The organism is Hydrogenophaga sp. GW101-3F08 (genome assembly GCF_059424585.1).
In genome coordinates this window covers 125,171-148,073 of record NZ_JBWKZP010000002.1, presented here as the reverse complement: position 1 = coordinate 148,073, position 22,903 = coordinate 125,171, and the positions used below count along the sequence as shown (strand labels likewise).

Sequence of the window (22,903 nt, the reverse complement as noted above, 5' to 3'; positions counted from 1 at the left end):
GGCCCACGGTCTACAGAACCCACTCAACGATTGAAAGGATGGTTTCCATGCATCCCAAGATGCCCGGTTTCAAAAAGCCCTTTTTTCGGCCCTGGCTTGTCGCCTGTTTTCTGGGAGTGCTCATGAGCACACAAAACGCCTGCAGCGAAGACCGCATTGTTTTTCACGGCTTCTCATACAACCCGGCGGTCGACAGCCCGGACATCGAATTGCTCGATTGCCTGTATGGAGAAACCCTGGGAACGCACACGGCCCACGAAGTGCAGACGGGTCAGGCCCGCCGGGGCGAGTGTTTCAACGGCGCCGGAAAAATCCTCCTGGGAGATTCCCTGTATGTCAAATGGCGCGACAAAAACACGCAGAAGGTCTACGAAGACCGGGTGGACCTCCGGAGCCGATTGCCCTCGCCCAAGGAAATGCACAAGCAGGATATCTACTTCCTGATCGACAACAACCAGTTGTATGTGTATTTGATTCCTGACTCTGATTGGGATACCAAACGCAACCACAGACCGGCCGACAAACCCGCCAACGGCCCGGATGGACGAGAGTATCTGGACGTCAAGACCCTCTACCCGGACAACGCCCCACCCAAGGTCCGGGGAGGCTGGCCCAGCGCGAGAGCGGCGCGCGAGGCGGCTGAGCGGAGCAAGCCATGACCGAGGTCGTCAAGCAGCTCAACGAGGCCGAGCGCGCCCGGATGTCGGCCCAGGCACAAGGCATCGCCGAGAGCGCGGCGCCCAAGCTGGCCCTCGGCAGCGGCGAACAATTCGTGTTCGTGGCGCACTTTGACGGCACCAACAACGACAAGGACAACCTGGCGCTCTCGGGCAACCCGCAACCCACCAATGTGGCGGAGTTGTACGAGCAGATGAAGCCGAACGAAAAGGGAAATCCGAGCTTCCGTACAGCCTATTACGCCGGCGTGGGCACCGATCCAGGCGCCAAGGGCTACCACGACGTCCTGAGGCCCACCGCCGACATGCAGGACACAGCGGAAAAGGCGTATCGAGAGTTCAGTCAGGAGGCATTTACCTGGCTGCACGGCCACCCCCATGTCAACCCCACCGAATCCCTGCAAGTCATGGCCACAGGCTTCAGCCGGGGCGGGGGCACAGCGGCGGTGTTCAGCCAGTTGCTCTATGAACGTGGCCTGAGCGATCCAAACACCGGCAAGATGCTGGTTCCGCCCGGGCAACTGGGTCTCGCCGGGGCCATGGTCCTCGACCCGGTGACCACAGGTTACGAGGGCAACACGGCGTTCTCGCCAGCCTCGAAAAACGTCACCGTCGTGCGCGCCCAGAACGAATACCGCACCTGGTTCAAGGGCGTGGATCACAGCCACCACCCCGGCGTGAACACGGTTGACGTCACCGGCAACCACTGCAACATCGGTGGTGGCTACGACCGGGGCATCGGCGCCCACGTGCTCGAAGCCTCCACCGAGTGGTTCAGGAAAACCAGGGTGCCCATCAGCGAGGTGCCCGCCGCCAAACGCCACGATGGCAGCGCCACCGTCTACCACGAGCGCGACATCCCCAAAACCGACGAAGCCATCCAGATCAGCCGCCACCCGGCGATGCGCACGCTGCTCCCCAAAGCCAGCGTGATCGCCGAGGCGGCGGCGCGAAACGCCGACTACCCCGTCACCCACGACCCGCGCAAAGGGCTCGATGCCCCGCGCCAGCTGGACCCTTCGGCCCATCCGGAGCGCCAGAGGGCCGACGGCTGGAGCCGCTTCCACGGCGCGCAGGGCGCGGTCTGGCGCAAGGACTACACATCAGACAAGGGTGTGCCGCTGCGCGCCGTGGTGGTCGAACGCGACCCACCCGGCACGCAGAACGACCGGGTGGACATGGTGCTGATGCGCCGCGACGGCCCAGGCCAGCTGCTGATGGACAAACGCCTGCCAGCGGGCAGCGGCACGGCACTGCGCGACTCGCTGGACCAGCGCCTGGACCCCATCGAGGTGCAGGCGGCGCCAGCGCGCCAGGGCCCCAGCGCCGAACAACACAGCCAGGCCCAGCACTTCAAAGACCAGCTTGGCCCCCGGCTGGCGCAACTGGGCATGAGCGAACAGCAGATCGACACCCTGTCGGCCGCGGCGGCCAAGGAGCAAACCCGGTACGCCGCTCAGGGCGAGGCGCAGGACTTCTACCTCAGCAAGGACGGCAGCACCATCGCCATGCGCCAGGACTTGGCACCGCTGCGCGAGTTCAGCGTCGCGCAGGCCCTGGGCCAAAGCGAACAAGCGCACTGGCGCGAGGCAAACGCCTTGTCCCGGAATGAGGTCGATCCGCCCACCCGAATGGCCGATTCTTCAATGCAGCAAGAACCCTCCGCACTGGTTCGTGCGTGAGGGGAGCGAATTCGGGCCCGGGGCGCGAAACCCGCCACTCTGTTATCCATCAATTTTTCACGCAAGGGAGTTTTCCATGACATTCAAAACCATCAACCTCAACCGTCGACACTTTGCATTGACCGCTCTGGGTGGATTCACCGCCCTTTCACTGGCTGCCTGCGGTGGAGGCGGTGGTGATGGCAACGAAACATCCACCGTCAATCTGCGAGCGGCTTTTGACAAGATTCAGTACCGGATGACCAAGGATGAGGTTAGGGCAATTGTTGGAAGACATGAGGACGACGAAAGCAATTTTTCCTGGACCGAAGGCAATGAGAACCTCCTGGTAACCACCAGTTCATCAGTCGCTGTTGCGGTGCAGTGGTGGTCCGGCAACACCGTTCTTGTAAGAGAGCTTGCTCTTGGGCAATAAATCATGAAGCAATTTCTTGGCATTCTAATTTCCCTTTTCTGCGTAACGTCGCAGGCCCAGTGGGCCGTCTATGATCACAAGGTCTACGAAGAGCTTAATAAAATCAACAACGTTAGAAAAATTGAAACCGATCACACCAAACTCGACAAAACCTACAAAAGCGAATTAAGCACCGCCACCGACAAGCCTCAGGACCTGACCTTGGGCGAAGGAGCCAACAAGGCGGTGATCAAGGGCCTGGACACCAAGTTTGAAGACCTGACTGACCTGACGCCCGAAGAGAAAGCCAAATACATTGGCAGCGCGGAAGACTGCGGAGAAGAGCAGACCAACCCCAACATGTACAAAGCCTGCGTGGGCCTGCGCAATTTGCGGATTCAAACCCTCAAATCAACCCAGCAAGCACTGCGCAACCTCTACGACAAGCGCAAACAAATCGGGAACTTGGTCGAGAAATCACGCACCGTCACGGGCGACGAAATCGCCTCCGGCGTCATGCAGCGCTACCACTTCGAGCTGCAAAGCCTGCAAGCGCTGATGCAGGCCGACACCGACCAGATTCGCCTGGTGATGGAAGGCTACCGCTACCGCGAGAAGCTGTACGAGGTGCAACAGGCCGAGGCCCAGCGCGGCATGCTCAGCCGGGGCGCTAGGTTCGACAAGTCCGGCAAGGCGATCGTGAGCAAGCCTCTGCCGTTTTTCCCGCCACCCTCGGTGCTCTACAAGCCCAGTTGAACGGCGATGCTGGCTGAAACATTGCAGCGGTGGCTGGGGACGGCATGGCGGCGCTGGCCTTCCTGGAAAGCGGTGCGAACGTGGTGGATACGTTGCTGCTTGGGGTTCGCGGCGCTGGCCTGGGTTTTCAGCACCTTGCAGCTGTGGCACTGGTGGCCGGACAGCCTGATGCCGCTGCAGTTGGCCCACGTGATCCAGAAGGGAAATGGCTCTGCAACCCTGGGCAACCAACACCAGGTGTTCTGCCTGCTCCCGGCCGGGACCCGCCCCGACGCGATCGCCGCCTATCTGACGCCGGAAATGAAGAGCGATCTGGATTTCTGGGTGGGGCTGACCGCCCGCCCCGCCTCGGGCGAATGGTGGCTGGCCGTTCAGCGTGAGCACGGCGAAAGGAGCTTGCACCGCATGTCGGGGCAGCTCCGTCCTGGCATCACCGAGCCCCTCTGTGCCAACGGCCAGCGACTGACCGTGTATGGGCTGGCGTCCACCCCCAGCGCGCAGCACCCGACGGGGCAGACGTTTCAGGTACGGGTTTTGGCGCCTTGAGCGCTGGTTTTTTTACGCGATGAACAGGGCATCGCATGCCAACGAGGAGATTGACGATGAACGATATGCACCGAAAGAACGGCCAGGGCCAGGCCACACCGCGAGAGCGCGCATCCCGGCCGCGCGCAGCCGCGGTGGCCTTGTCGCTCTGCGCCAGCCTGCTGCTCGGCGGCTGCATGGCGCCGGCCCACATCGCCACGGAACTGGAGAAGTCCGGCAACGACAAGGCCCTCAAGGGCGGCATGGCGGTCCTGAGGCAACACATTCAGACGCTGCAAGACAAGGGCGACCCGTTGGGCGACTATTTCTACGCGCTGGGCAACTCGGACGGCTGGATCCAGGACGTGAGCGATCCCCAGGCGATCACCGCGCTGTTCGAGAAGGCCGCGGCCAGGGGTTCGATGGACGCGAAGATTCTGCTGGCGCTGCAGAGGGCCGGCGGCGATCCCAAACCCGGAGCATTGGATACCTCCCACGGGCCAAGCGGGAACCTGCTCGCCTGGGAAGCCGGGTTGGCAGAGTTGCTGCCCCTGTTGCAGAAACAGTGTTACGCCCGCCGACTGGTGATTGGCGGGCCAGTGCTCGGCGAGGCACGTCCCCGGGTTCGTTATTACTCCATCGCCTACTATGTTTGGCCTGAGTTTCGGGACGGCTACTACCGCTACAACTCCGACGGAACGCGAACGCTGCTCAAGGACGCCGAACGCCAGAAACTCTGGGAAGACATCGACGACAAATGCGACCGACCACAAAACGAGTGGCTGGACACCCTCTACCAAAGAGGGTGAGCGATGGACACCAGCGCACAACCCACCGGTCCAAGCCACAAGCCTCTCAACCGCCTGGACGCGCGAGTGGCCATGGCCTTGTCGTTCTGGGCGTACCCGCACCAGAACGTGGAAGAGGCCAGAAAAGTTGCTGAATACCCGGAACCCTGGTCCTATGCGACTCCCGGCAGAGATCTGCCTCCTGACTGGCCCACCGCCCAATACGACGCCAGCGGCAAACTGACCCAGGAAGGCTGGAACACCCAGCACAACGCCGAGGGCAAACTGGAGAACCAGTTCAAGGTCTCCATTAACCGCAAGACCCACGAAATCACCTTCGATTTCAAAGGCTCGGACGCCTGGAGCAACTGGAAATCCGACCTGGGCAACGCCGGCGCCAGCGAGTTCGCCAAGGTTCAGGCCAAGGCGCAGACCGCCTACGAAGCCCTCAAGAACGACGAACGGTTCAAAGACTACCGTTTCGCCGCCACCGGCCACAGCCTGGGCGGTGGCATGGCGCAGAGCTTTGCACTGAAGAACAAGCTCGACGCCTACGTCTACAACAGCCTGCCCATCGCGCGCGACACCGTGCGCGGCGACTACTTCAAGGATGGGGGCGGCTTTGACGCGGCGCTGGAGCGCTACAAGGCCGCCGGCCGGCAGGTGCACGACGTGCGCACACCCAACGACATCGCGACCTACACCTTCGATGGCGTGATGAACAACCGGTACCTCAGCGGCCACGTCGGCCCGGGCCCGACGCAACTGCCGGGCTCGTCTCTGCCGACCGTGCTCAAGACCGCGCTCATGCTCAGTGGCTCGGGCACGCTGGTGGCGGGTGCGGTCATGGGCCAGGACCACGCCAACCAGGCGCTGTTTGATGCCCAGCAAGGCCTGTCGGTCGATGCCCAGGGCCGCTACCGCATTCCCGAAGGCCATGCCGACTTCGCCCGTGTGCCGCCCGAAGCGCGCAAGCTGTTTGCCAGGCTCGGCGAATCCCCGGTGGTCAAAGCCAGTTGCGTGGCCGTCAGCGACGACGTGTCGCCGTTCGACCGGTTTCACGTCCGGCACGAAGATGGCAGTCAGGAGCACATCGCGGTGAATCCGCGTTCGGGTGACATCGAGATCCACCACCACGACAGGAACGGCCAACGTTCGCTGATCGAGATGAACGGTCGCCGTGCCCAGCCGGCCCGGGTCACCGAGTTCGACGCCGAGGGCAAGCCCATCAAGACCGAGACGGTGGCCATGCGCGAACAGGCTCCCGAGCCAGAAACCACCGGCACGACGCGCGTCGCCCGGGCCGACGAGGCGCAAGGCACCGGTGCGGCGCAAAGCCTTCGACCCGAGCAACAAGCGCAATTCCTGATGGCGTATCGCCAGACCGGGGACGCCCTGCAGCGCTCGGGCCTGAGCACCACGCAGGTGGGCCAGGTCTGTGCCGCGGCGGTGACGCACTGCACCCGCCACGGCCACATGGGGGCGCCCGAGCAGTTTTACCTGAGCCGGGACGGCCAGCGTCTGGCGGTGATGCACCAGAGCCAGCAGCTCAGCGAGATGGCGGTTGCGCCGGCCCTGCGCCAGAGCGCCCGGGCGCATTTCAGCGAGGCGGTGCAGAGCCGTGCGCAGGTCCATGCGGGGGATGTGGCGCCGTCCTCGCTGCAGCTCGCATCGCATCCGGTCGTCTCCCCCAGCGCTTCCAGGGCCATGGCCTGACGTGTCCGGAAAATCCCGCCGTATGGCGATCATCATGGCCAACTGATGGACAATGGCCATGTCCTGAAATGATCGGTTCTTGTCTGGCCGCGAGCAGACGCCAGCGCCGGCCATCGGCATGATCAAGGCTTCAACAACCCCGATGGAGCCCCCCATGAAAACCGCCCTGCTGGTCATCGACGTGCAAGAGTCCTTCCGCCACCGCCCCTCCTTCACCGAACGGGATCTGCCCGCCTACCTGGCCGCGCAGAACGCGCTGATCACCGGCGCACAAGCCGCGGGCATGCCCATCGTGCGCATCTTCCACGTGGAAGGCCCGCAAGTTCCGCAGAACCCCTTTTCGCTGGAATCCGGCGCCGTGCGCCCGCTGGATGGCTTGGCCCCGTTCGAGGCCGCGGCGACCTTCCACAAGTCGCGCCACAGCGCGCTGGTGGGCACCGGGCTGGAGGTGTGGCTGAACCGCAATGCCATCCAGCGCCTGATCGTCAGCGGCATCCGCACCGAACAGTGCTGCGAAACCACCACCCGGCACGCCTCCGATCTGGGTTACACGGTGGACTTCGTGACCGACGCCACGCTGACCTTTGACATGGTGCAACCCGACGGCACGCCACTGAGTGCAGCCGACATCACGGCCCGCACGGCCACGGTGCTGAAAGACCGCTTTGCGCGCCTGTGCACGCCCGCGCAAGCGCTGGAACCGGCATGAACGCCCCCGCCCTCGACAGGTTCGCAGCGCCAGACCTGGCCGGCATGGCGCTCGCCGGGCGCACGGCCCGGCAGATGGCGCCCCGGTGGACCCGCGCATGACCCAAGGCCCAGAGCCCATTCAGGTGGCGTTCGTGCTCATGCCGGACAGCCTCATCCTCGACTGGGCCGGCCCCGCCGAGGCGCTGCGCATCGCCAACCAGTGCCTGCGCGCGGCCGGCAAGCCCGATGCGTTCGAGCTGCGGTTCATCGGGCCCGAGAGCCAGACGAGCAGCTCGGTGGGCGCCACGATCAGCCAGATCGAACCCTTGCCGCCCGGCCTGCCCGAGCCGGCCTGGGTGGTGCTGGTGGGACAACCGGGGCGAACCGTCGATGTGGACAGCGACAGCGCACGCCAGCTCATCCGCTGGCTGCGCGACCTCGAGCTGGCGCCGGACCGGCTGGAGCTGCTCACCGTGTGCGCGGGCGCCCTGCTGGCCGCGCACGCCGGGCTGCTGGACGGGCATCGGGCCACCACCCACCACGAGCACCTGGACGAATTGCACGCCGTGGCGCCCCGCTGCGAGACGGTGTCGAACCGGGTGTTCGTGGTCGATGGAGCGGTGTGCAGCAGCGCGGGCGTGACCACCGGCATCGACCTGTTCCTGCACCGCATCGCCGACCTGTGCGGGCCGGCCCTGGCGGCCCAGGTCGCGCAGACCATGGTGGTGGCGCTGCGGCGCGGGCCCAACGACCCCGAACTCTCGCCCTTCCTGCGATTTCGCGCCCACCTGCATCCGGCCATCCACCGGGTGCAGGACGCCATCGGCCAGCGGCCGCAGGCCGACTGGTCGCTGCAGCGCATGGCGGACGTGGCCTGCACCTCGCCGCGCCACCTCGCGCGCCTGTTCATCACCCACGCGGGCATCGCCCCGCTGGCCTACCTTCGCAGCATCCGGCTTGATCTGGCCGACGCCGCGCTGCGATCGGGCCACAGCGTCACGCTGGCGGCCGAACTCGCCGGCTTCAGCTCCGACACCCAGCTGCGCCGCACCTGGCACCAGCTCGGCAAGGCGGGCTCACCGGCGCACCGCGGGCACTGACGACTACAGCAGCACCTCCGACGGCAGCACATGCACCCCCGGCGTGGCGGCCAGCGCGGCCTGCAGCAGGTGGTGCGCGATGCGCTGCGCGGGGACCACGCGGTAACGCCGCGGCAGCAAGGGTTGCACCCACTGCGAGAGGCGCACCGCGAGCTGTTCGGCCGGCCGGCTCTCCAGCCGCACGCCCCCGATCAGGCCCGGACGCACCAGCGTGAGCGAGGGGTAGCCCACGGCCTGCAGATCGCGCTCGGTCTCGCCCTTGGTGCGGGCATAGAACACGCGCGAGGCCGCGTCCGCGCCCAGGGCCGAGTTGAAGGCAAAGGCCCGCGCGCCGTGACGCCGCGCGAGGTAGGCCACCTCCAGCGGGTGGTCGTGGTCCACCTTGTAGAACGCGGCCTGCGAACCGGCCTTGGCGATGGTGGTGCCCAGGGTGCAGACCACGGCGTCGACCGCCCACCATGCGGCGTCTTCGGGCAGGCGCTCGAAGTCCACCAGCGGATTGAGCAGCTTGGGGTGCGGCACCAGCGACTTGCGGGTCGGTGCGACCACCCGGGCCACGGCAGGGTCGGCCAGGGCCTGCTGCAACACGGCCTGCCCCACCAGGCCGGTGGCCCCGACCAGCATCACGGTTGTCATGGGTGTTCCTGCGATCTCGAAACGCCCATTGTCGAGCCGATTCGGAGCTGCAATGCCCCGCACAAAATACTTCACTTCAATCTCTGTTCGATGGTGTGTTGCAGGGCCAGGTAGTCGGCCCGACGCGGGCCGCCCAGCGCCACCGCGCGGGAGACCGCCTCGTGCGCGGCCTGCGGCCGGCCCAGCTCCAGCCGGACCTGGGCCAGGTTGTTCCAGGCGTCGGCGAAGTCCGGGTGCGTGCGCGTGGCAGCGTCGTAGGCCTGTTCGGCGCGTTCGCGCTGGCCGGTGGCGTAGGCCGCATTGCCCAGGCCGAGCATGCTGATGCGATGCTCGGGCCACTGCTGCAGCGCGGTGTGCCACCCGGTGTAGGCGGCTGCGGCGTCGACGCGTTCGAGCGCTGCGACGGCCGTGGCCCAGGCGTCGGCCCGCGCGGTGGCTGGGAGTTGTGCCGGCGGCGTCACGCGCACGGCCCAGTGGTCCGAGCGGGCCCAGGTGCGCTCGAACGTGGCCAGGGGCACGACCGTGTTCGCCGTGGTGCCCGAGTGCAGGATCAGCGTCTGCTGTTGCAGGTCGAAACCCACCACCACGGCGTAATGCCACAGCGGGGCCATCGGCAACGAGAGGTTCTGCAGCACCAGCACGGGATGGCCTGCGGCCACCTCCTCGATCAGCGCCGACAGCTCGGGCGCCAGCACATAGGCCACCAGGCCCTGGCGACGCGCCGCCGCCAGCATTTCCACCTGCAGCGCGCCCTGGCGCCCGGGCAGGTAGACCTGCGGGGTCAGCTCGTCGGGCGTCACCGGGCGACCGGCCGCCTGCGCCACCATGGCGAGCGAGGCGGGCCCACACAGGTGATCGTCCTGCGCGAAAAAAGGCACCGTGGTCAGCCGCACCCGATCGGGCCAGGCTGTGGGCCACCCGCCCTGCAGGGCCGCGAGCTGGGGTGGCGCGGCGCAGCCGGTGAACAGCAACACCGCGCAAAGCAGAACCCCCGCCAGGGCGGGGGTTCTGCGGCGACTCGACGGACCGCTCACTGGATCGGGCGGGTGAACGGGAACACCTGGGTGAAGCCCAGGATGTCGGTCACCAGCAGAATCACGAAGACGGCGAACAGCACGCCCAGCACGTCGCCGCCGGCCGGCGCCTGGTCCACCCGGTCGGCCAGCTGGGCCACTTCGGCATCCGACATGGCCTTCACGCGGGCGATGGCGTCGTCGGCGCTGGCCCCCTGGGCCTGCAGCGCGGCGCGCACTTCGTCGCGCGCGAGAAAGGCGGTGACGCGTTCGCGGCTGGCATCACCGGCGGGCGTCACCATGGCCTGCTCGGTGGTGACGATGGCGGCCTGGGCCGACAGGGGCATGCCGCCCAGGGCGATGCAGGGCATCAGGACGGCGACCAGCATGCGGTGAAAGGTTTTTTTGAACATGTGAACACCTCCGTGAACGGCACCCGGCCAGAAAACGGCTCAGGTATTGCGGGAATCCGCATGGTGTTCAACGCACCGGCTGTAGTCAACATGACTTACACCGCGAAACACGCCAGGGCATCTGCTCACACTCGCTCACGCGCGGGCAGGGCTGACCCGCGACAGCGCAAGGAGGCTCAGTTCAACGCGCGTTTGAGTTCCTGCAGCCGCTGGTCCATGGCGTCGCGGTCGAGCGCGTCTTCGGTGTGCAAGATGTAGATTTCCAGATCGCTCACCGCGAGCCGCGCGTCGCCCATTTCGGCCCAGGCCAGCCCGCGGTCGCGGTACTCGACCCAGGCCTCGGGCAGCAGCACCAGCAGGCGGTCCTGCACCGCGATCAGGCGCAGCCAGTCTTCCTGCGTGCGGTGGATTTCCTTGAGGTTGCGCAGCATGCGCGCCAGGATCTCGCGCGACGGCGACGCCTGCAGGTACAGGCCCACCGGCACGTCGAAATCGTCCACCAAGCCATTGCGGCGCTTGTACGGTTCGAGCCGTTCGGAGAGGTCCTCGCGGCTGAGCGATTGGCCGGTGAACGGGTCGATCACCACCTGCCCGTTGGGCAGGTTGACCTTGACCATGAAGTGCCCGGGGAAGTTGACGCCACGCGCCTTGAGCCCCAGGCCCTGGGCCAGTTCGAGCCACAGCACCGCCAGCGAGATGGGGATGCCGCGGCGCGTGCGCAGCACCGCGTTGAGGTAGCTGTTGTCGGGGTCGTAGTAGTTGTTGACGTTGCCGCCAAACCCCATGTCGCGAAAGAAGAACTGGTTGAGCGCGCGCAGCCGCTGCAGGGGATCGGTGTCGTTGCCGCAGCGCCGGCGCAGGCGGGCGAGCAGCTGGTCAACATCGCCCAGCACCTCCTGCACGTCCAGGTCGGGGTATTCGTCCTGGGCCAGGGAGGTGGCGGCCTCCAGCAGCGGCAGGTTGTCGTCGTCCCCCACCAGAGCGGCGAAATAACCCAGCGGAGTGGGTGTGGAGAAGTCGAAGACGAAGGGCATGAAAGTCACCGCCTGAAAGCGCCAAGGTGCCGCAATGAAAGCTATTTTCTGACGAATTGGCGCAACTGCAAACCGGCCAGCATCAGGGTCAGAAAATACACCACCACCGCCCCCCCAATGCACAGCGCCAGCAGGCCCACCCTTTGCAAGGCATGGCCATCAAAAGCCAGCCACTTGACCTGTTCGGCGCTCCACATCAGGAACACCGCCAGCAGGGCGCTGGCCGCCACCACCTGCAGCCCGAAACGCGCCCAGCCGGGCGTGGGCGTGTAGGCACCGCGGCGCATCAGCCCGATCAGCAGCCACAGGGCATTGACCATGGCGCCCAGGCCGATCGCCAACGCCAGCCCGGCATGCTTCAGATAAGGCACGAACAGCAGGTTCATGCCCTGCGTGAGCAGCAGCACGACGATGGCGATCTTCACCGGCGTGCGGATGTCCTGGCGGGCATAAAACCCGGGCGCCAGCACCTTGATGGCGATCAACCCGAGCAGGCCGGCGCCGTAGCCCATCAGGGCCAGCGAGGTCTGCCGCACGTCCGCGTCGGTGAAGGCGCCGTAGTGGTAGAGCACCGCCACCAGCGGCCGGGAAAAGGTGAGCAGCGCAACCGCGCAGGGCACGGCCAGCAGCACCACCAGGCGCAGGCCCCAGTCGAGCAGGTTGCTGTAGCGCTGGGTGTCGTTGGCGGCCCGGGCCGCGGCCAGCTGCGGCAGCAACACCACCCCCAGCGCCACACCCAGCATGGCGGTGGGGAACTCCATCAGACGGTCGGCGTAGGTGAGCCAGCTCACGCTGCCGGTGACCAGGTGCGAGGCGATCTGGGTGTTGATCAGCAGCGAGATCTGCGCCACGCTGACCCCCAGCAGGGCTGGCAGCATCAGCGTGGTGACGCGCCGCGTGCCGGGGTGGTTCCAGGCGGCGCGCAGGGACGACCAGCGCAGGCGAACGTGCGGCAGCATGCCCAGGCGGCGCAGCGCGGGGATCTGGACCCCCAGTTGCAAGGCCCCGCCCAGCAGCACCCCGCCGGCCATCGCGTAGATCGGCGGCAGGCCGAGGCGGCCGAACCAGGGCGCCCCCCAGTAGGCGGCGGCGATCATGGCCACGTTGAGCAGCACCGGCGTGGCCGCGGGCACGGCAAACCGCCTCCAGGTGTTCAGGATGCCGGCCGAGAGCGCCACGAACGACATGAAGGCGATGTAGGGGAACATCCAGCGCGTCATGAAGACGGCGGCCTCGAAACCGTCGGGGCTCTGCTTGAGGCCACTGGCCATGGCCCAGACCAGCACCGGCGCACCGGCCACGCCCAACACGCAGGTGAGCGTGAGCGCCCAGGCCAGCACGGTGGCGATCTGGTTCACCAGCTGGCGGGTGGCGTCTTCGCCCTCCGCTTCGCGCGCGCCGGCGAGCACCGGCACAAACGCCTGGCTGAACGCGCCTTCGGCAAACAGGCGGCGCAGCAGATTGGGGATGCGAAAGGCGACGTTGAACGCGTCGGTGAGCGCGCTGGCGCCGAAGGTGGCCGCCATGAGCAGTTCGCGCACCAGACCGGTGATGCGGGACAGCAGGGTCAGCAGCGAAACGAGGGAGGCGGACTTGAAGAGGGACACGGCGCTCAGTGTAACCACGCCCCGGGGCCGGCCATCCCGGGAGGCTTCACAGCGCGGGCCGGCGTGCTAAAATTGCAGGCTTTGCTGGCATCATCCCCAAACATCTGAAGGAAATTCACCATGGCAACCAAGCCGAAGAAAAAGAACCCCCGTCTGGCCTCTGGCCGCAAACGCGTCCGCCAGGACGTCAAGATCAACGCCGCGAACACCTCGCTGCGCTCCAAATACCGCACCGCCGTCAAGAACGTTGAAAAAGCCGTTCTGGCCGGCGACAAGACCAAGGCGACCGAACTGTTCGCCAAGATGCAACAAGTGGTGGACATCGTTGCCGACAAGGGCATCTTCCACAAGAACAAGGCCGCTCGCGACAAGAGCCGCCTGTCCAGCAAAGTCAAGGCCCTGGCTCTCGCCGCCGCCTGACACCCACCCGGCCTGACCCGTCAGGCCACCAGCCCGGACCCCTCGGGGTCTGCCGTTTGAAACCGGTGCGCTGCCAGCAAAAAAAAGCAAAAAACCGCCGTGTCGCAAGATCCGGCGGTTTTTTCATGGACGGGGCGGTACCGGCACGTCAAAGTGCAGCACGTCCTCGCGCCGCCCCAGCTTGGCGTAGAGCGCCACGGCCGGTTCGTCGGGCGGGTCGGCCTGCACAAAGATCACCCAGGCCCCACAGGCCGCCGCGATGCCCTGGAGGTGTTCGATCAGCCGCGTGGCGATGCCCTGGCGCCGGTGCACGGCGTCCACCGCCAGGTCGTAGATGTAGATCTCGCTGCGGGCCTGCTCGAACTTTTCCAGCTCGTAGGCCACCAGCCCACCCACCACCTGGCCTTCGTCGTCCTCGGCCACCAGGGCCACGAAGGTGGTCTTGCCCAGCAGCCGCTCCAGATAGTCCCGCTCGGGGCGTGCGGCGCTGTAGCTGTCGAGGTCGTCAAAGGCCTGGCTGAACAGGTCCAGCAGCGCGTGCAGGGTGCCGACGTCGTCGCGCCCCAGGCGGAACACGGACAGATCGCGCCGGATGCCTCGGTCAGTCATCGCCGCCGGTGAGACTGCCCAGCAGACCGCCGGTGAAAAAGCCCCCCTGCTCGCCGCCGGAACCGCCACCGCCCTTGGTCATGGGCGCGGCGGCAAAGATGCGCGAGGCCAGGCGGGCGAACGGCAGCGACTGTATCCACACCGTGCCCGGGCCGCGCAAGGTGGCGAAGAACAGGCCCTCGCCACCAAACAGCGCCGTCTTCACGCCGCCCACGAACTGGATGTCGAAGTCCACCCCCGGCGTGTAGGCCACCACGCAGCCGGTGTCCACGCGCAGCACCTCGCCCGGCTGCAACCGCCGCTCCAGCACCGTGCCCCCGGAGTGGACAAAGGCCAGGCCGTCGCCTTCAAGCTTCTGCATGATGAAGCCCTCGCCGCCGAAAAAGCCGGTGCCCAGCTTGCGCTGGAACGCAATGCCCAGCGACACGCCCTTGGCCGCGCACAGGAAGGCGTCGCGCTGGCAGATCATGGTGCCGCCATGCTGGCTCAGGTCAAACGGAATGATCTTGCCGGTGTAGGGCGCGGCAAACGCCACCTTCTTCTTGCCCTGGCCGTCGTTGGTGTAGACCGTGGTGAACAGCGATTCGCCCGTGATCAGGCGTTTGCCGGCACCCAGCAGCTTGCCGAACAGGCCCCCGGCACCCGAGCCGGCCGAGCCGTCGCCGAAGACGGTGTCCATCCGGATGCCGTCTTCCATGTACATCATGCTGCCCGCCTCGCCGATGGCCGCCTCGCCGGGGTCCAGCTCGATTTCGACGAACTGCATGTCGTCGCCGTGCAGGAAATAGTCAACTTGGTCCATGGCCATGGGGTTCAGCTCCAGATTCAAATGGGGTTGGGGAAAGCGGTTGTTACAAAAACGCCGCGTCACTATATCCAAAGCCCCCAGGCGCCGCCCCACGATGCAGGGTTTCTACCAAGCTCTCGCACGCCCAAACGCCGGCCATGCCACGATCGCCGGTTCGCGGCCCGATTCCCACCGATTTCCACCCAGCGGGCCGCACCCATTCACTCCTCCGCTCACGTGTCCCACGCCCCCACCCCAGGTTTCGCGCCAACGTCCCTCACAACCCCCACCGCGGCCCACCCGGGCCGGGCCATGCTGGCCCTGGGCATCGGCAGTTTTGCCATCGGCACGGGGGAGTTCGTCATCATGGGCCTGCTGCCCGAGGTGGCCCGGGACATCGGCGTCACCATTCCGCAGGCGGGCCACGTCATCAGCGCCTACGCGCTGGGCGTGGTGATCGGCGCGCCGGTGCTGGCCGTGCTGGCCGCCAGCTGGGGGCGCCGGGCCCTGCTGGTGGCGCTGATGGCGGTGTTCGCCCTGGGCAACTTCGCCAGCGCACTGGCGCCGGGCTACCTCTCGCTCAACCTGCTGCGTTTCCTGGCGGGCATGCCGCACGGCACCTATTTCGGCGTGGCGGCGCTGGTGGCGGCCGCGCTGGCGCCGGCGGGCCAGCGGGCGCGCGCGGTGGGCCTGGTGATGACCGGGCTCACGCTGGCCACCCTGCTGGGCGTGCCGCTGGCGGCCTGGCTGGGGCAGCACTTCGGCTGGCGCGCGGCATTCGTGCTGGTGGGCGCCATCGCGCTGCTGGCCGCCGGCATGATCCACCGCGAGGTGCCCGCCATGGCCGCGCCGCCGGGGTCCAGCCCGCTGGGCGAGCTGGGCGCGCTGCGCAACAAGCAGGTCTGGCTGACGCTGGGCATTGGCGCCATCGGTTTTGGCGGCCTGTTCGCGGTGTTCAGCTACGTCAAGCCCACCATGATCGAAATGGCCGGCCTGCCGCTGTCCGGTGTGCCGGTGGTGCTGGCGCTCTTTGGCCTGGGCATGGTGGTGGGCAACGTGCTGGGTTCGCGCCTGGCCGACCGCGCGCTCATGCCCACGGTGGGGGGCATGCTGGCCTGGTCCGTCGTGGTGCTGGTGGCGTTCACCTTCACCGCCCAGCACGTGGTGGCGGGTTCGATCAACATCTTCCTGATCGGCACCGTGGTGGCCGTCGGCCCGGCCCTGCAGATCCGGCTGATGGACGTGGCGGGCGAGGCCCAGGTGCTGGCCGCCGCGCTCAACCACTCGGCCTTCAACGTCGCCAACGCGCTGGGCGCCTGGCTGGGCGGGGTGGCCATCAGTGCGGGCCTGGGCTGGACCTCGACCGGCTGGGTGGGTGCGCTGCTGGCGCTGGCCGGGCTGGGCGTGTTTGCCTGGGCACGGGCCGATGCGCGAGCGCATCCGGTGGCGGGTCACAAGGGGCCGGAGCGGGTGGCCACGTCGGCCAGCGGTCAGGCCTGAGCGGCTGAGATCGGCCGTTTTTCCAGGGTTTCAGGGCTTGGCGGGCCGGTCTGGCAGCAGACAGCCTTCCACCACCTGCAGGTCGTTGTCGCGCGCGAAGTGCATGACGAAGTCCCAGGCCATGGGCTCGGCTTCGCGCAGGTCGGTGTGGACGATGACGACTTTCACCCCGTTCATCACCGTGGGCACGCACCAGGGCGAATAGGCGATGTGGCTGCCCTGCCGGACCACGCCGCCACCCGGGCGGAACTGGCTCATCACGCCGGCCAGCCGTTCGGCCCAGTCGCTGGGGCGAAAGGTGCGGCCACTCTGGGTGACGCCCTGGATGAACACTTGTTTGGCAGTCGGAGAAACCATCGGGGAAGCCTTCGGATGGAGGGCCCTGGAAGGGAGGCATGGCCACCGCCAGGCCGAGGATCGCTGGCCGGGATGGCTGGCAGGTATTCTATCTTATATAAGACTTGAAGTCAGGGATTACCCGGCCCCGGGCCAGTGGGTGGGGCACCGGCCCGGCGGCATGACAGCGATGCCCAACAAGCAATGATGATGCCCGCTGCTGCCCCTAAAATCGCTTTTCAACGGCTCAACCTTCGTTGAGCCGCTTTCTTTTGGTCTGTCCCCCAACCGGAGTCCCCCGCATGAATGCCGCTGCGCCCGCCGCCACCTCGCCCCATGTGATGAACACCTACGGCCGCCTGCCGATCGCCATGTCACACGGACGAGGCTGCCGCGTCTGGGACGTGAACGGCAAGGAGTACCTGGACGCGCTGGCCGGCATCGCCGTCAACACCCTGGGCCACGCCCACCCCAAACTGGTGCCCGCGCTGCAGGACCAGGTGGCCAAGCTGATCCACTCCAGCAACTACTACCACGTGCCCAACCAGGAGGTCCTGGCCCAGATGCTGGTGGAACGTTCGGGCATGACCAACGTGTTCTTCTGCAGCACCGGCCTGGAGGCCAACGAGGCCGCGCTGAAGCTGGCACGCAAGTACGGCCACGACAAGGGCATCGAACGCCCGGAGATCGTGGTCTATGAAAAAGCCTTCCACGGCCGCAGCATCGCCACGCTGAGCGCCACCGGCAACCCCAAGGTGCAGGCCGGCTTCGGCCCGCTGGTCGAAGGCTTCATCCGCGTGCCGCTCAACGACATCGACGCCCTGAAAAAGGCCACCGTGGGCAACCCCAACGTGGTGGCGGTGTTTTTTGAAACCATCCAGGGCGAAGGCGGCGTGAACCCGATGCGCGCGCAGTACCTCCAGGAGGTGCGCGCGCTGTGCGACGCGCAGGACTGGCTGCTGATGATCGACGAGGTGCAGTGCGGCATGGGCCGCACCGGCAAGTGGTTCGCCCACCAGTGGGCCGGCATCAAACCCGACGTGATGCCGCTGGCCAAGGGCCTGGGCTCGGGCGTGCCGATCGGCGCGGTGGTGGCCGGCCCCAAGGCCGCGAACATTTTCCAACCGGGCAACCACGGCACCACCTTCGGCGGCAACCCGCTGGCCATGCGCGCCGGGGTCGAGACCATCCGCATCATGGAAGAAGACGGCCTGCTGGAGAACGCGGCCACCGTGGGCGCGCACCTGCGCAGCGCGCTGGAAAAAGGCCTGGCCGGCAACCCGGGGCTGAAAGAGATCCGGGGCCAGGGCCTGATGATCGGCGTGGAGCTGAACAAGCCCTGCGGCGTGATCACCCAGCGCGCGGCCGACGCCGGCCTGCTGCTGTCGGTCACGGCCGACAGCGTGATCCGCCTGGTGCCGCCGCTGATCATGACCACCGCCGAGGCCGACGAAGTCGCCGCCATCCTGTTGCCGATCATTGCTGCATTCCTGGCAGAAAACACATGAACATCCGCCACTACCTCCAGTTCAAGGACCTGAGCGCCGACGAGTACGCCTACCTGCTCACGCGCGCCGCGTTCATCAAGGCCAAGTTCAAGGCCGTCGAAAAGCACCAGCCGTTCGCCGACCCGGACCGCACCCTGGCCATGATCTTCGAGAAGGCCAGCACCCGCACGCGTGTGAGCTTCGAGGCCGGCATGTACCAGCTCGGCGGCTCGGTGGTGCACCTGACCACGGGCGACAGCCAGCTCGGCCGCGCCGAGCCGATCGAGGACAGCGCCAAGGTGATCAGCCGCATGGTGGACCTGGTGATGATCCGCACCTTTGAGCAGAGCAAGCTGGAGCGCTTCGCGGCGCACTCGCGCGTACCGGTCATCAACGGCCTGACCAACGAGTTCCACCCCTGCCAGATCCTGGCCGACCTGTTCACGATGGTCGAGTACCGCCCGGCCGCCAGCGGCAACCCGCTGGATGCGCTCAAGGGCAAGGTCGTCACCTGGGTGGGCGATGGCAACAACATGGCCAACACCTGGCTGCAGGCGGCCGAGCTGCTGGGCTTCACGGTGCACGTGAGCACGCCCAGCGGCTACGAGGTCGACCCGAAGCTCGCCGGCGTCTCCAACCCGGCCTGCTACAAGGTGTTCAAGGATCCGAAGGAAGCCTGCAAGGGCGCCGATCTGGTGACCACCGACGTGTGGACCAGCATGGGCTACGAGGCCGAAAACGAGGTGCGCCGCGCCGCGTTCGCACAATGGTGCGTGGACGAGGCCATGATGGCCGTGGCCAAACCCGACGCGCTCTTCATGCACTGCCTGCCCGCGCACCGCGGTGAAGAGGTGAGCGCCGAGGTGATCGATGGCCCGCAATCGGTGGTGTGGGACGAGGCCGAGAACCGCATGCATGTGCAGAAGGCGCTGATGGAGTACCTGCTGCTGGGCCGCCTGGGCTGAATCGGCCTGTGAGCGCCTGCACCAGCTGTGGCGCCTGCTGCGCCAGCTTCCGCGTGGACTTCTCGGTGCATGAAACCCAGTCCGAAGGCGGCAGCGTGCCCGACGGGCTGTGGGTGCCGGTGACCGACAGCATCGCCCGCCTGCGCGGCACCGACCATGGCCGCCCACGCTGTGCGGCGCTTTCCGGCAAGGTCGGCGAAAGAGCCACCTGCGGCATCTACGAGTGGCGGCCCAACCCCTGCCGTGAGTTCGAAGAAGGCAGCGATGCCTGCGGCCAGGCGCGCCGCCGCCACGGCCTGCCCCCCTTGCCCGCGCGCTGAACCCATGTCCCAGTGCCAGACCTGCGGCGCGTGTTGCGCCGCCTATCGCGTCCAGTTTTCGGTGTACGAGCTGGACGACATGGGCGGCGCGGTGCCTGTGACCCTGACCGAAACCGTCAACGGCAGCACCTGCCGCATGCGGGGTACCGGCGAGGTGCCGATCCGCTGCGTGGCGCTGTCGGGCAGCGTGGGCACCGCGGTGGGCTGCACCATCTACGCACTGCGCCCCCGACCCTGCACCGAACTGCAGGAAGGTTCCTACGCCTGCAACAAGGCACGCCAGCGCCATGGCCTGCCGCCGCTGGATGAACGGCCGGAACACTGAATATGCAAGCCCTGCTCGACACCATCGCCACGATGGCCATGCCCTCCGATGCCCAACGCCTCTTCCACGGCCGGGGTGGCCTGCACCCGGGCTGTGAAGCCTGGACGCTGGACGCCTACCCGCCGGTGTGGGTGTTGACCCGATTTGGCAAAGCCAGCGACGACGAACTGGCCACGATGTCGGCCGCACTCGCCGCGCGCCACGAGCAGCTCGCACCCGACCAGCCACTGAACTGGGTGTTCCAGAGCCGGCACGAGGGTCGCAGCGACACCCGGCTGATGACCGGCAGCGTGCCCGAGCCGCACGTGGTGACCGAGCACGGTGCGCGCTACCTGGTGCACGTGCTCAAAGGCCAGAACCACGGCCTGTTCCTCGACATGGCCGATGGCCGCCAGTGGGTGCGCGAACACGCGGCGGGCGCCAAGGTGCTCAACCTCTTTGCCTACACCTGCGCCTTCTCGGTGGCAGCGCTGCAGGGTGGCGCGAAGCAGGTGGTGAACGTGGACATGAGCGCGGGCGCCATCGCGCTCGGACAACAGAACCACGCGCTCAACGGGCTGCAGGCCGGTGCCAGCTTCCTGGCCCACGACATCTTCAAGACCTGGGGCAAGCTCACACGCTCAGGGCCCTACCACCTGGTCATCGTCGATCCGCCCAGCTATCAGAAAGGCAGCTTCGTCGCGACCAAAGACTACCTGCGCCTCATGCGCCGCCTGCCGGACCTGCTGCGCCCGGGCGGCCGGGTGTTGCTGTGCCTCAACGCGCCCGAGCTGGACACCGGTTTTTTGCAGGACCAGATGCGCGAGGCCGCACCCGAACTCGTGTTCGAGCAACGCCTGCCCAACCCGACGAGCTTCGCCGACGCGTCGCCCGAACGCGCGCTCAAGGTGCTGGTGTACCGCGCGCCGGACCTCCCCTGAAAAGGAACACCCCCTGCCGCGCTCCGGGCCATATGGTTTAGACCTAAAATAATTTCGGTAGCGTTGGAAATTACCGACACCATGGCTTTTTCTCCGGTGCTACCTTCATCGCACCATGAAAAAGCTCTGGGACATTTCCCCTCCGATCCATGCGGGTGCACCGGTTTTTCCGGGCGACACGGCCTACACGCAGCAGTGGGTGGCGAGCATCGAGCCGGGTTGCCCGGTCAACGTGAGCGCCATCACGCTCTCGCCCCACGTGGGCGCGCACGCCGACGCGCCGCTGCACTACGACGCAGCGGGCGCGGCCATTGGCGCGGTGGACCTCGACGCCTTTCTCGGCCCCTGCCGCGTGGTACACGCCATCGGCTGCGGCCCGCTGGTGCGGCCCGAACACATCGCGCATGCGCTGGGCAAGCCGCCCAGCGGCGGGGCATGGAGCCTGGACGCTCTGCCCCCTCGCGTGCTGGTGCGCGTCTACCAGCATCAGCCCCAGGACCGGTTTGACGACGCCCTGCCCGCCTTTGCGCCGGACACCGTGGAACAACTCGCCGACCTCGGCGTGAAGCTCATCGGCATCGACAGCGCCAGCATCGACCCCGCCGATAGCAAGACGCTCGACAGCCACCAGGTGATCCGCCGGCGCGGCCTGCGTGTGCTGGAAAACCTGCTGCTCGACGACGTGCCCGAGGGCGACTACGAGCTGATCGCCCTGCCCCTGAAGCTCACCACCGCCGACGCCAGCCCGGTGCGCGCCATCCTCCGAAGTCTCGAATAACCCCCGCGCCGCCTGCGGCGTCACCCCCCCCAGGGGCGACACCAGCGGCCCGTCCTGAGCTTGACGAAGGGCTGTGCCGCGGTGGACCTGGAATGAAAAGCCCCGCACCGCATACCCACACTGTTTGATGGAGACAAACCCCATGACGATCCAACAAGACTGCCTCGCCCTCGACGCGCAAGACCCGCTGCGCCAGTTGCGCGATCTCTTCAACATCCCCGCCGGCACCATCTACCTCGACGGCAACTCGCTCGGCGTGATGCCCGCCGCAGCCCCGGCCCGCGTGGCCGACGTCGTGACCCGTGAGTGGGGCACCGACCTGATCCAGAGCTGGAACAAGAACGGCTGGTTCGCCATGCCGCAGAAAGTGGGCGACAAGATCGCGCGCCTGATCGGCGCCGGCCCCGGCGAGGTGGTCGCCACCGACAGCACCTCGGTCAACCTGTTCAAGGTGCTGAGCGCGGCCATGAACATTGCGGCCGCTGATCGCCCGAGCGCCAAGCGCATCGTGAGCGAACGCAGCAACTTCCCGACCGACCTCTACATCGCCGAAGCGCTGTGCCGGCAGCACGGCATGGAGCTGGCGCTGGTCGAGCCCGAAGAGATCGCCGCGTCGCTCAGCGCCGAGGTCGCCATCCTCATGCTCACGCACGTGAACTACCGCACCGGCGCGATGCACGACATGGCGGCCGTGACCGCGGCCGCGCACGCCGAGGGCATCCTGACCGTGTGGGACCTGGCGCACAGCGCGGGCGCCGTACCGGTGGACCTGAAACAGGCCCGGGCCGACTTCGCCGTGGGCTGCGGCTACAAGTACCTCAATGGCGGCCCGGGTGCGCCCGCCTTCGTCTGGGTCAACCCGCTGCACGCCGACCGTTTCTGGCAACCGCTGGCCGGCTGGTGGGGCCACGCCACGCCGTTCGAATTCACGCCGGACTACAAGCCCGCACTGGGCATCACGCGCTACCAGTGCGGCACCCAGCCCATGATCAGCCTGGCCGCGCTCGAATGCGGGGTGGACACCGTGCTGGCGGCCGAGGCGCTGGGCGGCATGGCGGCGCTGCGCGCCAAGTCGCTGGCGCTGACCGACCTGTTCATCGCACTGGTGGAAGAACGCTGCGCGGGCCACGGCCTTGGATTGGCCACTCCACGCGGCCACTCGCAGCGCGGTTCGCAAGTGTGTTTGACAAGAGACGAAGGTGCCTACGCCATCGTGCAGGCCCTGATCGCGCGCGGCGTGATCGGCGACTACCGCGCCGGCGACGGTGGACGGCACAAGGACATCCTGCGCTTCGGCTTCACCCCTCTCTACATCGGCTTCGCCGATGTGTGGAACGCCGTCGAGCAGTTGAGACAGGTGCTCGAAACGGCGGAATGGAAGCGCCCCGAGTTCAACCGCAAACACGCCGTGACCTGAAGGAGACG

At 67.0% G+C, this 22,903-nt stretch carries 26 protein-coding genes; 18 read left to right on the top strand and 8 right to left on the bottom strand.

What is annotated here, in order from left to right; genetic code table 11:
- Positions 1-47 precede the first annotated feature (47 nt).
- From AC07YZ_RS06260 to AC07YZ_RS06220, 9 genes are all read left to right on the top strand, one after another.
- Positions 48-659, top strand: coding sequence for a hypothetical protein (locus AC07YZ_RS06260; RefSeq protein ID WP_494794122.1), 612 nt, complete (start codon positions 48-50; stop codon positions 657-659).
- Positions 656-2,359 carry a phospholipase effector Tle1 domain-containing protein gene (locus AC07YZ_RS06255; protein ID WP_494794121.1) on the top strand — a complete coding sequence of 568 codons (1,704 nt, stop codon included), beginning with the start codon at positions 656-658 and terminating at the stop codon, positions 2,357-2,359. Before AC07YZ_RS06260 ends, AC07YZ_RS06255 begins: the two co-directional genes overlap by 4 nt.
- Before the next feature lie 76 nt (positions 2,360-2,435).
- Positions 2,436-2,774: a hypothetical protein gene (locus AC07YZ_RS06250; RefSeq protein ID WP_494794120.1), complete on the top strand. Its 339-nt coding sequence runs from the start codon at positions 2,436-2,438 to the stop codon at positions 2,772-2,774.
- Positions 2,775-2,777: 3 nt separating this feature from the next.
- The gene (locus AC07YZ_RS06245) at positions 2,778-3,509 is read left to right on the top strand and encodes a hypothetical protein (protein WP_494794119.1); all 732 of its coding nucleotides are present in this window, start codon (positions 2,778-2,780) and stop codon (positions 3,507-3,509) included.
- Positions 3,510-3,515: 6 nt separating this feature from the next.
- Complete coding sequence (locus AC07YZ_RS06240) at positions 3,516-4,055, top strand: hypothetical protein (RefSeq protein WP_494794118.1); 540 nt, start codon at positions 3,516-3,518, stop codon at positions 4,053-4,055.
- Between the two features lie 56 nt (positions 4,056-4,111).
- On the top strand, positions 4,112-4,843 hold the full coding sequence (locus tag AC07YZ_RS06235) for a hypothetical protein (protein ID WP_494794117.1): 732 nt from the start codon (positions 4,112-4,114) through the stop codon (positions 4,841-4,843).
- A 3-nt stretch (positions 4,844-4,846) separates the two neighbouring features.
- Positions 4,847-6,538, top strand: a complete 1,692-nt coding sequence (locus AC07YZ_RS06230) for a Tle-like phospholipase domain-containing protein (RefSeq protein WP_494794116.1) — start codon at positions 4,847-4,849, stop codon at positions 6,536-6,538.
- Between the two features lie 154 nt (positions 6,539-6,692).
- Positions 6,693-7,247, top strand: a complete 555-nt coding sequence (locus AC07YZ_RS06225; RefSeq protein ID WP_494794115.1) for an isochorismatase family protein — start codon at positions 6,693-6,695, stop codon at positions 7,245-7,247.
- A 97-nt stretch (positions 7,248-7,344) separates the two neighbouring features.
- Entirely contained in the window at positions 7,345-8,328 is a 984-nt protein-coding gene (locus AC07YZ_RS06220; protein WP_494794114.1) for a GlxA family transcriptional regulator, read from the top strand.
- A gap of 3 nt (positions 8,329-8,331) precedes the next feature.
- Here the strand turns inward: AC07YZ_RS06220 and AC07YZ_RS06215 are convergent, their stop codons facing one another.
- From AC07YZ_RS06215 to murJ, 5 genes are all read right to left on the bottom strand, one after another.
- Complete coding sequence (locus tag AC07YZ_RS06215) at positions 8,332-8,964, bottom strand: Rossmann-fold NAD(P)-binding domain-containing protein (protein ID WP_226494017.1); 633 nt, start codon at positions 8,962-8,964, stop codon at positions 8,332-8,334.
- A 71-nt stretch (positions 8,965-9,035) separates the two neighbouring features.
- A complete protein-coding gene (locus AC07YZ_RS06210; protein ID WP_226494018.1) occupies positions 9,036-9,938 on the bottom strand; it encodes a PA2778 family cysteine peptidase in 903 nt (300 codons plus the stop codon).
- Between the two features lie 56 nt (positions 9,939-9,994).
- Complete coding sequence (locus AC07YZ_RS06205) at positions 9,995-10,390, bottom strand: PA2779 family protein (RefSeq protein ID WP_494794113.1); 396 nt, start codon at positions 10,388-10,390, stop codon at positions 9,995-9,997.
- Positions 10,391-10,566: 176 nt separating this feature from the next.
- On the bottom strand, positions 10,567-11,424 hold the full coding sequence (locus tag AC07YZ_RS06200) for a SirB1 family protein (protein ID WP_226494020.1): 858 nt from the start codon (positions 11,422-11,424) through the stop codon (positions 10,567-10,569).
- 41 nt (positions 11,425-11,465) lie between these two features.
- Positions 11,466-13,031 (bottom strand): murein biosynthesis integral membrane protein MurJ, encoded by a 1,566-nt coding sequence (gene murJ / locus AC07YZ_RS06195; protein ID WP_494794112.1) that lies wholly within the window; start codon positions 13,029-13,031, stop codon positions 11,466-11,468.
- A gap of 120 nt (positions 13,032-13,151) precedes the next feature.
- Between murJ and rpsT the strand changes: the two genes are divergently transcribed.
- Positions 13,152-13,451 carry a 30S ribosomal protein S20 gene (rpsT, locus tag AC07YZ_RS06190; protein ID WP_226494021.1) on the top strand — a complete coding sequence of 100 codons (300 nt, stop codon included), beginning with the start codon at positions 13,152-13,154 and terminating at the stop codon, positions 13,449-13,451.
- A 123-nt stretch (positions 13,452-13,574) separates the two neighbouring features.
- On the opposite strand, the gene AC07YZ_RS06185 is transcribed toward rpsT, so the two are convergent.
- Both AC07YZ_RS06185 and AC07YZ_RS06180 read right to left on the bottom strand, forming a co-directional pair.
- A complete protein-coding gene (locus AC07YZ_RS06185) occupies positions 13,575-14,060 on the bottom strand; it encodes an AAC(3)-I family aminoglycoside N-acetyltransferase (protein WP_494794111.1) in 486 nt (161 codons plus the stop codon).
- Positions 14,053-14,868: a TIGR00266 family protein gene (locus AC07YZ_RS06180; protein WP_226494023.1), complete on the bottom strand. Its 816-nt coding sequence runs from the start codon at positions 14,866-14,868 to the stop codon at positions 14,053-14,055. The genes AC07YZ_RS06185 and AC07YZ_RS06180 overlap by 8 nt, the downstream gene beginning before the upstream one ends.
- A 291-nt stretch (positions 14,869-15,159) precedes the next feature.
- Here AC07YZ_RS06180 and AC07YZ_RS06175 point away from each other — a divergent pair, with 291 nt between their 5' ends.
- Complete coding sequence (locus tag AC07YZ_RS06175; protein WP_413465784.1) at positions 15,160-16,347, top strand: MFS transporter; 1,188 nt, start codon at positions 15,160-15,162, stop codon at positions 16,345-16,347.
- A 30-nt stretch (positions 16,348-16,377) separates the two neighbouring features.
- Here AC07YZ_RS06175 and AC07YZ_RS06170 read toward each other — a convergent pair whose 3' ends face one another.
- Positions 16,378-16,704 (bottom strand): DUF3579 domain-containing protein, encoded by a 327-nt coding sequence (locus AC07YZ_RS06170; protein WP_068174010.1) that lies wholly within the window; start codon positions 16,702-16,704, stop codon positions 16,378-16,380.
- Positions 16,705-16,985: 281 nt separating this feature from the next.
- On the opposite strand from AC07YZ_RS06170, the gene AC07YZ_RS06165 reads away from it, so the two are divergent.
- The 7 genes from AC07YZ_RS06165 (at position 16,986) to kynU (ending at position 22,895) form a co-directional block, all read left to right on the top strand.
- Positions 16,986-18,191, top strand: coding sequence for an aspartate aminotransferase family protein (locus AC07YZ_RS06165; protein ID WP_494794110.1), 1,206 nt, complete (start codon positions 16,986-16,988; stop codon positions 18,189-18,191).
- On the top strand, positions 18,188-19,135 hold the full coding sequence (gene argF / locus AC07YZ_RS06160) for an ornithine carbamoyltransferase (protein ID WP_494794109.1): 948 nt from the start codon (positions 18,188-18,190) through the stop codon (positions 19,133-19,135). Before AC07YZ_RS06165 ends, argF begins: the two co-directional genes overlap by 4 nt.
- Positions 19,136-19,143: 8 nt before the next feature.
- Entirely contained in the window at positions 19,144-19,455 is a 312-nt protein-coding gene (locus AC07YZ_RS06155) for a YkgJ family cysteine cluster protein (RefSeq protein WP_494794108.1), read from the top strand.
- Between the two features lie 4 nt (positions 19,456-19,459).
- A complete protein-coding gene (locus AC07YZ_RS06150) occupies positions 19,460-19,780 on the top strand; it encodes a YkgJ family cysteine cluster protein (protein WP_226494027.1) in 321 nt (106 codons plus the stop codon).
- A 2-nt stretch (positions 19,781-19,782) separates the two neighbouring features.
- Entirely contained in the window at positions 19,783-20,700 is a 918-nt protein-coding gene (locus AC07YZ_RS06145; protein ID WP_494794107.1) for a class I SAM-dependent methyltransferase, read from the top strand.
- Between the two features lie 115 nt (positions 20,701-20,815).
- Positions 20,816-21,478: an arylformamidase gene (gene kynB / locus AC07YZ_RS06140; RefSeq protein ID WP_226494029.1), complete on the top strand. Its 663-nt coding sequence runs from the start codon at positions 20,816-20,818 to the stop codon at positions 21,476-21,478.
- A gap of 142 nt (positions 21,479-21,620) precedes the next feature.
- Positions 21,621-22,895 (top strand): kynureninase, encoded by a 1,275-nt coding sequence (gene kynU / locus AC07YZ_RS06135; protein WP_494794106.1) that lies wholly within the window; start codon positions 21,621-21,623, stop codon positions 22,893-22,895.
- Positions 22,896-22,903 lie beyond the last annotated feature (8 nt).

Excerpts from the sequence above, each read along its gene's own strand:
- AC07YZ_RS06220 (WP_494794114.1), top strand. The coding sequence starts at position 7,345 with ATGACCCAAGGCCCAGAGCCCATTCAGGTGGCGTTCGTGCTCATGCCG.
- AC07YZ_RS06235 (WP_494794117.1), top strand. The coding sequence starts at position 4,112 with ATGAACGATATGCACCGAAAGAACGGCCAGGGCCAGGCCACACCGCGA.
- AC07YZ_RS06230 (WP_494794116.1), top strand. The coding sequence starts at position 4,847 with ATGGACACCAGCGCACAACCCACCGGTCCAAGCCACAAGCCTCTCAAC.
- AC07YZ_RS06225 (WP_494794115.1), top strand. The coding sequence starts at position 6,693 with ATGAAAACCGCCCTGCTGGTCATCGACGTGCAAGAGTCCTTCCGCCAC.
- kynU (WP_494794106.1), top strand. The coding sequence starts at position 21,621 with ATGACGATCCAACAAGACTGCCTCGCCCTCGACGCGCAAGACCCGCTG.
- AC07YZ_RS06165 (WP_494794110.1), top strand. The coding sequence starts at position 16,986 with ATGAATGCCGCTGCGCCCGCCGCCACCTCGCCCCATGTGATGAACACC.
- AC07YZ_RS06245 (WP_494794119.1), top strand. The coding sequence starts at position 2,778 with ATGAAGCAATTTCTTGGCATTCTAATTTCCCTTTTCTGCGTAACGTCG.
- AC07YZ_RS06250 (WP_494794120.1), top strand. The coding sequence starts at position 2,436 with ATGACATTCAAAACCATCAACCTCAACCGTCGACACTTTGCATTGACC.
- AC07YZ_RS06260 (WP_494794122.1), top strand. The coding sequence starts at position 48 with ATGCATCCCAAGATGCCCGGTTTCAAAAAGCCCTTTTTTCGGCCCTGG.
- kynB (WP_226494029.1), top strand. The coding sequence starts at position 20,816 with ATGAAAAAGCTCTGGGACATTTCCCCTCCGATCCATGCGGGTGCACCG.
- argF (WP_494794109.1), top strand. The coding sequence starts at position 18,188 with ATGAACATCCGCCACTACCTCCAGTTCAAGGACCTGAGCGCCGACGAG.
- AC07YZ_RS06200 (WP_226494020.1), bottom strand. The coding sequence starts at position 11,424 with ATGCCCTTCGTCTTCGACTTCTCCACACCCACTCCGCTGGGTTATTTC.
- AC07YZ_RS06240 (WP_494794118.1), top strand. The coding sequence starts at position 3,516 with ATGCTGGCTGAAACATTGCAGCGGTGGCTGGGGACGGCATGGCGGCGC.
- AC07YZ_RS06205 (WP_494794113.1), bottom strand. The coding sequence starts at position 10,390 with ATGTTCAAAAAAACCTTTCACCGCATGCTGGTCGCCGTCCTGATGCCC.
- AC07YZ_RS06185 (WP_494794111.1), bottom strand. The coding sequence starts at position 14,060 with ATGACTGACCGAGGCATCCGGCGCGATCTGTCCGTGTTCCGCCTGGGG.
- AC07YZ_RS06170 (WP_068174010.1), bottom strand. The coding sequence starts at position 16,704 with ATGGTTTCTCCGACTGCCAAACAAGTGTTCATCCAGGGCGTCACCCAG.
- AC07YZ_RS06150 (WP_226494027.1), top strand. The coding sequence starts at position 19,460 with ATGTCCCAGTGCCAGACCTGCGGCGCGTGTTGCGCCGCCTATCGCGTC.
- AC07YZ_RS06145 (WP_494794107.1), top strand. The coding sequence starts at position 19,783 with ATGCAAGCCCTGCTCGACACCATCGCCACGATGGCCATGCCCTCCGAT.
- AC07YZ_RS06215 (WP_226494017.1), bottom strand. The coding sequence starts at position 8,964 with ATGACAACCGTGATGCTGGTCGGGGCCACCGGCCTGGTGGGGCAGGCC.
- AC07YZ_RS06180 (WP_226494023.1), bottom strand. The coding sequence starts at position 14,868 with ATGGCCATGGACCAAGTTGACTATTTCCTGCACGGCGACGACATGCAG.
- rpsT (WP_226494021.1), top strand. The coding sequence starts at position 13,152 with ATGGCAACCAAGCCGAAGAAAAAGAACCCCCGTCTGGCCTCTGGCCGC.
- AC07YZ_RS06175 (WP_413465784.1), top strand. The coding sequence starts at position 15,160 with ATGCTGGCCCTGGGCATCGGCAGTTTTGCCATCGGCACGGGGGAGTTC.
- AC07YZ_RS06255 (WP_494794121.1), top strand. The coding sequence starts at position 656 with ATGACCGAGGTCGTCAAGCAGCTCAACGAGGCCGAGCGCGCCCGGATG.